The 12,259-nt window shown below is 65.7% G+C and carries 7 protein-coding genes, 2 rRNA genes and 3 pseudogenes; 5 read left to right on the forward strand and 7 right to left on the reverse strand.

The window, feature by feature from the left end:
- From EP26_RS27190 to EP26_RS27205, 4 genes are all read left to right on the forward strand, one after another.
- Nucleotides 1-287, forward strand: a 23S ribosomal RNA gene (locus tag EP26_RS27190); the annotation flags it as partial.
- A gap of 115 nt (nucleotides 288-402) precedes the next feature.
- A 5S ribosomal RNA gene (rrf, locus tag EP26_RS27195) occupies nucleotides 403-517 on the forward strand.
- A 309-nt stretch (nucleotides 518-826) separates the two neighbouring features.
- Nucleotides 827-1,390, forward strand: a complete 564-nt coding sequence (locus EP26_RS35575) for a hypothetical protein (protein WP_157033839.1) — start codon at nucleotides 827-829, stop codon at nucleotides 1,388-1,390.
- Nucleotides 1,391-1,794: 404 nt separating this feature from the next.
- Complete coding sequence (locus EP26_RS27205; protein ID WP_157033840.1) at nucleotides 1,795-4,095, forward strand: PcfJ domain-containing protein; 2,301 nt, start codon at nucleotides 1,795-1,797, stop codon at nucleotides 4,093-4,095.
- Nucleotides 4,096-4,441: 346 nt separating this feature from the next.
- Here EP26_RS27205 and EP26_RS38755 read toward each other — a convergent pair.
- The 3 genes and pseudogenes from EP26_RS38755 to EP26_RS27220 all read right to left on the reverse strand — a co-directional run bounded on the left by EP26_RS38755 (nucleotide 4,442) and on the right by EP26_RS27220 (nucleotide 7,668).
- A pseudogene (locus EP26_RS38755) lies at nucleotides 4,442-5,184 on the reverse strand (HAD family hydrolase).
- 8 nt (nucleotides 5,185-5,192) lie between these two features.
- Nucleotides 5,193-6,764 carry a mannitol dehydrogenase family protein gene (locus EP26_RS27215; RefSeq protein WP_245624541.1) on the reverse strand — a complete coding sequence of 524 codons (1,572 nt, stop codon included), beginning with the start codon at nucleotides 6,762-6,764 and terminating at the stop codon, nucleotides 5,193-5,195.
- A gap of 208 nt (nucleotides 6,765-6,972) precedes the next feature.
- A complete protein-coding gene (locus EP26_RS27220; RefSeq protein WP_043343652.1) occupies nucleotides 6,973-7,668 on the reverse strand; it encodes an alpha/beta hydrolase in 696 nt (231 codons plus the stop codon).
- Nucleotides 7,669-7,901: 233 nt separating this feature from the next.
- Here EP26_RS27220 and EP26_RS36985 point away from each other — a divergent pair.
- A pseudogene (locus EP26_RS36985) lies at nucleotides 7,902-8,102 on the forward strand (IS3 family transposase); the annotation flags it as partial.
- Between the two features lie 690 nt (nucleotides 8,103-8,792).
- On the opposite strand, the pseudogene EP26_RS37795 reads toward EP26_RS36985, so the two are convergent.
- From EP26_RS37795 to EP26_RS36470, 4 genes and pseudogenes are all read right to left on the reverse strand, one after another.
- Nucleotides 8,793-9,291 (reverse strand): annotated as a pseudogene (locus EP26_RS37795) (transposase); the annotation flags it as partial.
- Between the two features lie 215 nt (nucleotides 9,292-9,506).
- A complete protein-coding gene (locus EP26_RS27235) occupies nucleotides 9,507-10,865 on the reverse strand; it encodes an erythromycin esterase family protein (RefSeq protein WP_052389750.1) in 1,359 nt (452 codons plus the stop codon).
- A 268-nt stretch (nucleotides 10,866-11,133) separates the two neighbouring features.
- Nucleotides 11,134-11,424: a hypothetical protein gene (locus EP26_RS35595; protein WP_157033845.1), complete on the reverse strand. Its 291-nt coding sequence runs from the start codon at nucleotides 11,422-11,424 to the stop codon at nucleotides 11,134-11,136.
- Nucleotides 11,425-11,971: 547 nt separating this feature from the next.
- Nucleotides 11,972-12,259, reverse strand: a 288-nt coding sequence (locus EP26_RS36470) for a hypothetical protein (RefSeq protein WP_043343655.1), incomplete at its 5' end; no start/stop codon positions are given.

The raw sequence follows: 12,259 nt of genomic DNA on the forward strand, positions 1-12,259 counted from the left end.
CAGTTCGGTCCCTATCTGCCGTGGGTGCAGGAGACTTGCGAGGATCTGTCCCTAGTACGAGAGGACCGGGATGGACGTACCTCTGGTGTACCAGTTGTTCCGCCAGGAGCATCGCTGGGTAGCTAAGTACGGACGGGATAACTGCTGAAGGCATCTAAGCAGGAAACCCCCCTCCAAACGAGGTCTCCCTCGAGGGCCGTGATAGACCATCACGTCGATAGGCCGCAGGTGGAAGTGCAGCAATGCATGCAGCCGAGCGGTCCTAATCGCCCGATAGATCTCCAAATCCACCATCACCGCGAAGCGGCCGCAAGGCCGCACCGCACGCAGCACCAAGCCGCGCTAACAAGCGCTCTCAAACACACAACACTCCGGATATCCCAACAGGATCCGGCCCGGTGGCCCGATGGTCATCGCGGGGATGTTACACCCGATCCCATCCCGAACTCGGACGTGAAACACCCCAGCGCCCATGGTACTGCAACTCAAGCTGCGGGAGAGTCGGTCGCCGCCGGGCCACCAGGCCGGATCCTACACAACACATACCAAAGCCGCCGACCTGAGCAAGGCCGGCGGCTTTTGGCGTTTCGGCGTCCGTCAACGCAAGTCACCGGCACCGCTCCCCGCGATGGCGCCGGAACTCGGCGCGGAGCCGGACCTTTATACTTCAAGGTCGGACCACAGTGTATTTGCGGGTCAGCCAAAGGCTGATCCAAGGTGCTGCATCGTGTGAGCTTCGGTAACGGAGACTTGGCACTTACGCTGCTGAACTCATATGCAATGCTTGCGGCGGCCGAAAACGTCGCACACCACAATATGGAAATTCATGTCCGAAGCAGATCGCGTCTTTCCCCGCCACAAACAGCAGGGGGCACAACCTTCATCCGGTGAAAAGCGCCACATACTCAGCGCCTCTCGTCGAGGCGGTTTGGGTGGCGGCAAGACCAGGGTGGTCGAGGTTGTCCACGTTCAGCGAGGCAGGACGGAGCCAACAGAACATCGCCAGCGCCCGTCGCCGTGGAATATGCATGCGGAAACCTGGCCGGAGGGGTTCCGCTCGAAATCAGCTGCCACCTCTCCGGCACGCGAAATCCCGCCAGCCGTAGCTGAACCCGCAGAACCGACCGTGCATGTCATGGCGATGTGGGAGCCGACACCACAGCCGCCCGCAGAGCCGATAGCGCAGCCTGCCGAGCCGCCGGTCGAGGCAGCGATCGCCGAAGACCGTAAGTCACGCATCTCGAAGCCACACGCGCCGAAGGTGACGGCACGGCGCTTCGCCGATCCCTTCGCTGATGACGACAGTGGCGCGAACTGCATCCGCTGCGGCTACCTCGTCGAGCCCGCGCGGGAAAAGCGTGGCCTCTGGACGTGCTCGAACTGCGGCTGACGGAAATCTCGGGGTGTCACCGCGGCATCCCTCTCAACCACTCTTCTTGTGGCGATCCTCGGCATCATTCAGCGTAGCCTCAGCTGGAGGACAAACGGTTACCAGCCCGCCTCGCGCGAGGAAATCGGCGACCATACCTGCTGCAGCGTCATCGCTCGGCTTACCACCGGCGGCTCCAATGCGAGACTTTTGTGCCGCAATGGCCTGCGTTCGCCGAAAGCGCTCGCGGTACCGCTCCGCGCGGTCCAGCTGGCTTTGGGTTTCCGCATCGACTTTGGTGCCTTGGCCGTTCGTGTCATCCGGCGCCGCGTTCAGGCTGGGACTGCTGACACCTCTGCATTCCCATTGCTGCGCTTTCCCGCTGTGCCGTGAATGTTGCGGCCGTCACCACCAAGTTCATAGCCATGAATCTGGACCTCCCGCGCCCCGTCCTCTGGTCCTCGACGCCGCTGGCGGAGGAGACGGTCTGTCGCTGGGCGGAGTACCGGCGAGCGGCCATCGTCGCACGCTTCGCCCGGATCGGGGTGCCGGGAGCGGAGCGCGTCGGCAAGGCTGCCGTGGATGCGGCGATGGTTGCCGCCCGGCGGCCACTTTTCACTGTCTCCAGGGAGCCCGGCGGAATGTCGGTCCTTCGGCACGCCTTCGCCCCGGCGGGCCAAGGGCCGCTTGCGGCCACCGACCGCACGGGCAAGGATCTCGTGCTCGGCGGGGGCAGTGGAGCAAACCTCCATAACGTGGCGAGCCTCGACACCCTGATGCGGACCACTGGGGAGCAGGTGCGCGGTGCCGCCGATGCGGTCCGCCGGGCAGCGGCCGATATGGTGACGAGTGACGCCGGGCGGCAGCTCCGCGAGGTCGCCGCAGCGGCTGGCCTCCACGACGAGGGCGCGACCAGAATCTGGGTCGACCTTCGCGCTCCGGCAGCCTGTAAGGTGTTGAGCCGCGCCGACGGCTCCGCCGGCGCCGACCGCGTTTTGATGCTCGCGCGCACATCGGACCTCCGGACCAGGAGCGCCCATGCGCCGCTAACCGTTGCCTCTGCACTGACAACCCCAGGAGGCACTGCCACCCTCGCCCGCAGCCGCTCCGCCCGGGCCGGGGAGACGCTCCTGCGCTGCCGGGCTGCTTGCGTCGAATGGGCTGGCCTTGGCGCCTTCGCCGCGGACAGTGTTGCCTGGATGCCAACGAGTTGGGCCGATGCACAAGCGGCGGAGGCTTGGAGTGAGTTCATCTCGCGCATCGACCCTGCCGTGCTTGACGTACTGCGCCGTCGCGGCCCTGCCACGCAGCCACTGGTCCGCTGGCTGGCCGCTGGGGGCGACCCGGTCGTGGCGGCGCGGCGGCGGCAAGCGCTGGACGCTTATCCGCCGCTCGGCGCCGCTGGTGGCACATCCGAAGGCAGGGTGCCGCGGGGCGATCACGCCTACCGCAGGCTGGTGCGGACCATCGACGATGCTGCACCGCTGGCGCCGGCGCTAGGGGAGTACCTTGGACTGCAGCCGGCAGCCGTATCCGCCCTGCAAACTATGCGTGGAGCGGATCTGCGCGAGCGGCACTTCGCGCAGGGTGTGATCGGCGAGGCGGCTCGCAACCTGCTCCGCCGGGTTCCGGCCGACCTGTTGCCGGGTCGGCGCCCCCGGCCGGAAGCGCAGGCCCAGTGGGCTGCCTTCGCCTCGATCGCGCGGCGATGGAACCTGGGTCGCGAGCACACGCCGCTGCGCTTCGAACACCTGCTTCGTGGCGAGCCTCCCTGGCTACGGGTACGCAGCGTCGATGAGGGGGACGAGCTTGAGCAAGAACTCGAAGGGATCGACGATGCCCTTGGAGACATCGCCGGCCACTTGCTCTCGCCCGTGGCGGCGGAAGCCGCAGCCCAGGCGGGACAACGCTCGAGCGAGGCAGGTCGGAACTGGTTGCGCCTTGATGAGAAGTGGCCGGCGGATGCTCCGCCCCTACAGGCCATTGTTGGCGATCGGGGCTATGCGGTGCTTCGGCGGCTTTCCCGTCGCTGGCACCGCGACCTTCCCAAGCTTCAGGACACGCTTGCCTGGCTGCGGGCGGGCAGTGTGACGATCTGGCCGCCCATTGCACCGAGCGTGAGCATCAACGGCCTGTCCTTCGTCCCGCTCACCTCTGTCGTGGCACTGCGGCTTGAGGGCAAGGCCCTGCGTCATTGTGTGGGCACCTATGCCGGGCTCTGCGCCGCAGGGGCCTCTCATATCTTGAGCCTCCGTGACGCCCGCGGTCGGCCGGTCAGCACCGCCGAGTTCCGCCTCGAGCGGGACAGGACCGGGAGAGTGCTCCCCGTGCTCATGCAGCACCGTGCGGCGTCAAACACGCTGCCATCAGAAGGGAGCAGGCATGCTCTGGAGCAGTGGCTCAACCGGCTGCACATCGGCGCGCTTAAGATCAACTCGGCAGCGGTGGCAAACTGGACGAAGAATGGCACCGGCGCGAGGACAAACCCCAACGATGAACGCAACGGACCGTACCGTCGTCCGGGCATCGCCCCACCGGATTATGACCTTGGCAAGCACGCCGCATGCGATGCCGTCTTTTTGGCCTATCGGTACTTCTTGCCCGGCGGAGATCGCCTTCTGACCCGAGCCGAGTGGGTCGAGAAGCACAAACTGGCGGTGTTCTTCAAGCGGGAGTTCGCGTTGCAGCCAACCGAGTTCGCCGCATCATCACCAGGCAAACCCTGAAGCTCCCGCTGCTAACCGCTCTTTCGTCCAATCATGCGATAGAGGCACCTATCGGCTTTGCAACCTCGGCCGCGGCCAGGATTGGGCCGGGGCGCTTGAGCTGACCACCGCCGGATGTTCGCCTTGGAGGCCCACTACCTCCGCCCAACGCTCTGCACGCTCAAGAGCCTCGTTCATCACGGCCGCCGGGTTGGCCAAAGGGGCGCCGATCAATGGTGCACCGCTGACCGGAAGCGTTTGGCCCCAGGTTGTTGTCGGACCTTGCGGTGTGATTGGCATGATGGTCTCCAAAGCGTGGTCCGAGCGCATTGGCCTCGGACGCCCAGGGCTAAGGGAACACGTCCTGTCAGGCAGCCTCGGCCTTGCCGGCCGAAGTTGGCGCAGTTGAGGTCCACGGTAGCGGCGGAAGAATGAGTGGCCGCACCGCATGCAGGTCGGTGGCGATCAGGGCACATCTCTCCCGCATCTCATTGGTTGGCGGCAGCAGGTCCGGCACCATGATCACGGTCGCACCCGCCGCGTGGGCTGCGCGCACACCGTTGTAAGAATCCTCCAACGCCAGGCAGTGTCCCGCCCGCATGCCGAGCCTTTGGGCTGCCTGCAGGAACAGGTCCGGATGCGGCTTGCCGCGGGCGACGTCGTCGCGGGTCACGACCGCGTCGAACCGATTCAAAATGCCAGTGCTGCGGAGATGGCGTTCCGCCTTGACCTGGCTCGAGGATGTCGCAACCGCCTTCGGTATCCCAGCGCCTCAAGATGCGAGAGCAGGCAGCGCACGCCCGGCTTCAGCCGCAGTGCACCAGCCTCGATCATGGCATCCATGTGTCGGCTCGCCGCTGCTAGGTAGTCCTCGGCAGAAAACTCCAAGCCGAAGCGTTCCTGCACGAGAACACGGCAATGATCGGCAGGAACCCCGATCATGGCATGGCGAAAGCTCTCCGGCGCCGAAATCCCCACCTCGACCGCAGCCTGCTCCAGGCCCCGCATGGCCAAGCTCTCAGTGTCTACCAGCAGGCCATCCATGTCGAAGAGCACGGCCTTGATGCGCAACGCTTCCACGTGAGCTGTATCCATATCCCGGGAGGTCATTTGTGCTCTCACCTGCAACCCTGCTTGGGACTGGCCAACAAGGCTTTGACGGTAGCGTGAGGCCCCATGTGCTGCAGATCGCCAACCGCCTGCGTCAGGCCGACCCGGAACGCTTCAAGCCGCGGCAGGTCGCGCCCGAACACGTCTTCCATCGCCAGCACCGAGGCGGTGAGGCGCCCCGCGTCGTCCCCCGCAGCTGCGCCCAATGCCTGCATGCGCCCAATCAGCGGATCCTGAGTTTCCGCGGCATGACCGTGGCCGACACATCCCGATGCGCAGCAGATCCAGGCCGCAACGGCGAGCAGCGTACAGGATGCCGAACGCCCGGCCTCCAGGTTCTCCTGCACCGAGGCAAGCAACCGTGCTTGCAGCTTCTCCGAGCCATTGCGGCCGACCCGGCTGAGTTGATGTGCGATGCCGGGATTGCGCCAGCGCCGCAGCAGCTGATGGGCATAGGCACCGATGTCGTGCCTGCTCGGTGGCAGCGTCGGCCGCTGCTCCGCCAACATAAAGCGCAGGGCATAGGCGGCGAAGACTGGGTCCTCCACAAACTCTGCGACGGTCTGCATCCCGGCCAGCGACCCGAGATAGGCGATTGCCATATGCGTGCCGTTGAGCAGCCCCAACTTGGAGGCTTCCCAGAGCGCCACATCCGGCACGAACTCCGCACCGGCTGCCTCCCAGGCGGGACGCGGACCGGCGAAGTCCTCGATGACCCATTGGCGGAATGGCTCGGCGCAAACCGGCGCCGCGTCGAACACGCCAAGCGCCGCCGCAGCATCGCCCAGATCGGCCTCGGTCGTCGCCGGTGTGATGCGGTCCACCATCGAGCACGGGAACTGCACCGAACTGGCGATCCAGCCGGCGAGCTCGTCATCGAACAGCGCCGCATAATCGATCGCCGCCTGGCGCAGGATCCGGCCGTTCCCCGGCAGGTTGTCGCAGGACATCACGACGGGAGGGCGCCGGCCCGCCTTGTGGACTTCCGCCAGCCCAGCCACGAGAACACCCAGCGCGCTGCTGGGCAGAGATGCGTGCAGGTCCTTCTGAATATCAGGATGGTGAACGGCGAGCCGCTCGGTGGCCGGATCCAGGCAGTAGCCAGAGGAAGTCACCGTCAGCGTCACGAGGCGGATCGCCGGATCGGTGAAACGGGCCAAGAGGGCAGCCGGGTTCTCTTGCGCGAAGACGACCTCGCTGATGGTGCCAACCACAGTTGCGCAGGCGCCGTGCGGGCCACGCTCAAGCACGGTGTAGAGGCCATCCTGCGGCTGCAAGGCATCCCGCATGGTGGGCCGTTGCAGGCTTGCGGAGATGATGCCCCATGCGGGCGGAATGGCGCCCGGTTTGGCTTCGATGGCCCGCTGGGTAAAGACGGCTTGGTGAGCACGATGGAAGGCCCCGCAGCCAAGATGCAGGATCCCGGGGCGGAGTGCGGCCACGTCGAAACCTGGACGGCGTACCGTACGCGGCAGGCCTCGCAGCGTCGCCAGCGACAAGCGCGGCGATGCGTCGGCCCGCGAGCTTATGCCGGCGGGAGCTTCGAGAGATGAGATTTTCAGAGAGGAGAGATGGACCACTTGCGACAACCTTTCGGGTCTCCACGAAAAAGAGCCCCAATCAAGGCTGCGTTAAGCTTCTTTGGTGGGCCAGAGTTCCAAGCTGTTCCTGAACGAATACCATAATTATGAGATGTTCGCTGACGTACATTGGACTAGATTGATACTTTTATCGATCGTGTACTTCAGGTGAATGCAGGTATTCGGGGAGGCAACGTAGCGACGGGGGTTAGCCCGCCGCCAGGAGCGCAACCGCCTCCGCTGCGATCTCGGGCGGCACGATGTGGCCGTCCGGGAACTCATGGTACTGCACCGCATAGCCCGCCGCCCGGAAGCGCGGCACCAAGCGGCGGCTGCAAGCATTAATCGGCAGCACCGCATCGGCGATGCCATGCGAGATGTAGATCGCCGGCCGTCCCACTGCTGCGGGCGGAACGGCGAAGCCTGGCGAGAAGGCCAGCGCATGGGTGAACAGGTCACCATTCCCGATCGCCAGGGTCAGCGCGTAGGAGGCGCCATCCGAGAAACCCGCCAGCGCAATGCGCCGATGGTCCACCGCATGGCGCTGGAACACACCGCGCAGCGCCGCATCCAGGAAGGCGACGTCGGGTCCGAAGGCGCCACGGATGATGTCCCAGGTAGAGCCTCGACTTTCAGGCAAGAGAATGAGCACGTCAGGCGCCGCGGCCGCTATCAGCGCCAGCGTGCCGAGTGCTTCGCCGCCTGCACCATGCAGCATGACGATAAGCGGCAGCGGCTGGCCATCGGCCCGCGCCGGCGGCACTCGCAGCAGACCGTCCCGCCGCCCCCCTGAACCGATCGGGTGCAGCCCTTCAGGCTGCGGTTCGCCGGTGGCGGCACTTGGGCGGGCCAGGAGCCGACCACGCGAGGCCGCGGCGGCTTCATCCTTGCGATCAGACGTCATCGGGTTGCTCCATGCCATTCGGCGGAACGACGGCTTCGGTGGCGCAACCGCGTGGGGTCCCGCAGGTTCCGTGGGTCCTCCACAGAGGCATCCCGATCATGGCGCTCCCGCCCCGCATTGGCTTTCATGCCTCGCATGAGCAGTTCCCCCCTTCCGAACTCCTGGCCTTGGCGCGGGCTGCCGAGCAGGCGGGCTTCGACTGCGCGATGTCCTCCGACCACTTCCGGCCCTGGGACTGCTTCGACGACGCCATGGTCGAGACATTCTTCAAGACGCTGAAATTCGAACTCGTCTGGCGCGCCGCTTTCGAGATGCGTGCCGACGCCACGGCTGCCATCGGCCGCACCATCGATGGCTTCTACAACCCCATCCGGCGCCATTCCGCGCTCGACTTCACAAGCCCCGCACAGTTCGAGAAGATGGCCGTTACCTGACCCAATGCCTCTCCACTAAAGCGGAGCAAGTCCACCTGCCTCTGGCTCCGCTCCGACGACGTGCTAGCCGCCTTGGCCTTCAGAGCAGAGTGCTTTCCGAGACCTGGCTTACTCGGCGTTGGCCGTGCCTTCAGACGGCGCGCCATTCATTGTGCCGTTATCTGGCGCGGTTTGGTTGTCCAGCGAGGATGCTTCCGTCGCAGGCTTTCTCCGAGCGCTGGGTCGGCGAGCGGCGGCCTTCCTGGGCTGTGGGGCTGCTGCCACAGCAGCTTTGGGTGCGACGCGGCGTGAAGCTGGACGCTTCGTGGCCTTCGGGGCAGAGGCCTCGGGCGCCTTCGTCGAGCGTGCCGGTTTGGCCGCGGCGGCCGGAGCCTTACGGGCGTTTGCAGTGCGCGACGACAAAGCTGCTTTGCGGGGCGCGGGTGCTGCCTTGCCGCGGGCAGACCTGGCCTTCTCCTTGTTTTTGCGGGCTGTCAGCTTTTCCCGAATTGCGGCCAGCGCCGCCTTTGCGACCTGCGACCGGCCAGCATCGGGTGTCGAGTCCAAAATCTCAAAGAAGGCTTTGACGACCTTGGTGGTGCCGCGCGGAGCGGATGTCTCTGACTTCGCCATGGATTTTGTTCTCCTACATTGGTCGGCATAACATTCATTTGCCGCGGACACACAAATTTTCAGTGCGCTCAAGGTTTCCCGCAGATGCCGCGTCATCTGCCGCGAGCCATACCAGGTCGTCTCCAGGAACTGCGCGTCTATCAGCCGCATCAGCTCCAGGCTCACTGGCGTCTCCCCGACAGGCCGATGGTAGAACCCCGATCGGCTGATCGAGACCAGCTCGCACTGCCGCACCACTGATAGCCGCGGGTGCCCCGGCTCGATCATCTGGCGGCGCCGCTCGACGCTCATCGCCCGGACGCCTTGGCCAGAAAATCCCGCTCTACCACCAGCTGCCCGATCTTGGCGTGCAGCTTCTCGACATCCACCTCCGTCGCCTTCGCACTCTCCTCGGCCACTGATTTGCCGGAAAACACCGCCGCCAGCCCTTCCATGGCCTGCCGCTTCCAATCCCCCACCATCGTGTGGTGAATGCCGTGTTTCGTCGCCAACTGCGCCGTCGTCAGCTCACCCCGAAGCGCCTCCAGCGCCACCTCGCCTTGAAATCTGCCGAATACCGCGTTCGCTTGCCTGTCATCCGGGGCAGTCCTTCCCATTCCGAAGCGAGCTTAGCCTCCTGTCAGAAATCCGGGGACCATGGCACGGCCGATGAACAGGCGACGATTTTGGAGAAAGAGTGTTACCCGGCGCGGTATGGCCCATGACGGGGCCCGGCCGATTGGAGGCGGGCGATGGCAGCGGCCAGCCGTGCCCGGGCGAGCCCGCCGAGCCCTGGCATGGGTAGCACCGGCACTACAGGCCGGACGGAAAAGTCTCTCCGGTCTCAGCGCCGCCGTCCTCAGCGCCCGGTAGTGGCGTCACCGCCTGGGTTTCGGCAAACCAGACGAAGGCGTCGAATTGCTCCGGCAACACCGCCTCAAAGTAGTGGCTCTGCCGCTCGGTCGCCGGCCGATAGATCACGCCGATAGCGCGCTCCTGCCGCGGCCGCGCCAGCGCGGTGCGCAGCTCCGGCGCGACCGCCGGCCGCAGGTCGGTGAGCGAGCGTGACGGCGCATGGGCGCGGAACAGCGCCTCGTGGCTGTCCGGCCGGACCGGGCGGACCTTCATGATTTGCATCTCGTCGCCCCAGTCATGCGCCGCGGCGACGGTGCCACGATCGGTACCGAAGCCGATCAGGGCCGCCTCCTCACCGAAGGCGGTGCGGCAGAGCTCGCCAATGTTGAACTCGCCGGACCAGCCCATCTCGGTGGCGGCAGCATTGCCGATATGGCTGTTATGCGCCCAGACCACCGCCTTGGCATCTGGCCCGCGGCGCTGCAACAGAGCGCGCAGCGTGTCGAACATGTGCCGGTCGCGTAGGTTCCAGCTCTCGGTACCGGAGCGGTACATCAGCCGGTAATAGCGCTCCGCCCCCAGCGCCACGCGGGCATTCTGCGCCGCATCGAAAAGCTGCTCGCCCGCTTCGGCGGTCATCAGCGCCGCCTGCCGGGCCAGCAAGTCGCGCAGCTGTTGCACAGCGCCATCCTCACAAGGCTCGCGGTCACCGAACAGAACGGCACGACCGTAATCGGCTGGCTCCATGTGCCAGGGCGTGAGGCAGGCGTAGCGCCGGCGTGCGGCCTTGGCCGCCTCTGGATCGTTCGCATCGAGATAGGCAAGCACCGCGGTAATCGAGGCACCGAGGCTGTACACATCGAGGCCACGGAACTCCGTTCGCCGCTCCGGCGGTAACCCGGCGTTGTGCGCGCGCAGCCAGCCGACGAAGTCGCGGACCTCTGCGTTGCGCCACATCCAGGTCGGGAAGCGGGCGAAAGCCGGCCCTTCCTCTGGCTGGGCCGCGCCGCGCTGCCGCACCAAGCGGTCAATGCGTGCGGCATCGGGCCAATCGGCCTCGACCGCGACGATGCCGAAGCCGTGCCGCTCGACGAGGCGGCGAGTGATCGCAGCGCGGGCGCGGTAGAACTCGCTTGTGCCGTGCGTTGCCTCGCCCAGAAGAATAACACGAGCCCCGGCGAAGCGGTCGAAGGCGGCGCCAAAGGTTTCGGCATCCTCAAGCGGTGGCAGCGCCTCGGCGGCGGCACGGATCAACTGTCCGATCTCCGCCTCGTCAGGCGACCCACCAGGGATGGCGCCGTTGAGCAGGTCCGACATGGTTGATCCTCCTGTGGCACCCGGCCCGGGCTCCTTCTGGACGGAACGCCGTAGCAGCCGGGAGGATCGGGACGGGAGGAGGAATGAAGGCGCGGGCATGTGGCCCAGCTTGCGCAAAATGATCGGCCGGTATGAGGCGCAGTTTGCAGCCAACCCGAACGGGATGAGGAACAGGCTGCAGGTCGATCGGTTTGCGCGAGCCGGACCGCACTCCTTCACCGCTTCGGAGAAAGCGGGTGCCGCCGAGGTCACCCGCCTAGCTTGGCAATCATGTGTCGCGGTCGGGATTGGGCTCAGCCACGGGTCTTTGGGGCTCAGCATTCGCGTGCCGAGCATGCCACTTGCCCAGTTGGTCCCGCAAACGGCTCTTCGCCGCCTGGGCGCCGGCTTCAGCCAACTCCACCATGAAGAAGTCTCGCCGAGGTCCATCCATGGCCTGCAGCAGGTCCTGGTCAGCCGCAGGCAGGTCGTCCAGCGTTCCACCACTCCGACGGTGCAAGGCGACGGAACGTGCCAGCTTCCGTAGGATCTCCTGCGTCGCTTCGGGCAACTGGGTCATTCCGCAAATCCTGGTTCGTGAGGGGGCGAACGCAGCCTCGTCCGGGCAGTTACACCGTTACCGCCGACCCGGGCATTGTCACATTGTTTGACGACCGGGCGCGTTTGACCGCAAGACGGAGCTTGCGTGATCTCACGCTGCCATCTGGGCACACGTCTCCTGCCGCCAGATCTGGAATGCCTTGTCGCGCGAACGGCGGTACTGTCCGGCGGCCATCAGGTGCCGCCGTGGACGGAAGTGACCATAGATCATCGCGTGCGCCGAGAGGAACCGCTGAACTTGTTCTGGTTACTTGAAGCGCTGCATTTGGCGTTCTCGACGTCGTGTCGGGCGGTGGGAATTCTCAGCACGATTGTTCAGGTAGCGGCTGGTCCGATGCTTCACACCGGGCAGGACCTCGCGCTGGGCGACGCCATTCTGACACTTCACGCGACCGGTGCCTGGATACGTCCTCGGGAAAGCTCGAAAACCGCATCGTCCTGTTCGGACCCATTTCCGAAGCGGGCTCTTAGCTTGGCTTTGCACGTGCCGTGACGCTCGCGTGCCATCATGGCGGGCGGCAGACGATGAGCAGCAATCGCTCGATGAGATCGGCTGAGACATTCTGTGCTGTCCCGGCCAGCGGCGAGGTAGCAGAAAACTGCGCGCGCCAGAGCTCGCGGCGCACCAGCACGAGAGCGTCGCTGAAGGTTGGTAGCGACTTGCGGTACCAGCGCACACACTCGACCAGCGGTCCACGCTCGGCGGCGAGTTGGTTGGCCCACAGCGTCACGAGTGAGAACAGGGCGAACAGCGCGGGCGTGGTGCGGAGGATGGCCAGGTCGGACCATTGGCG

This window comes from Belnapia moabensis DSM 16746, assembly GCF_000745835.1.
GTDB lineage: Bacteria > Pseudomonadota > Alphaproteobacteria > Acetobacterales > Acetobacteraceae > Belnapia > Belnapia moabensis.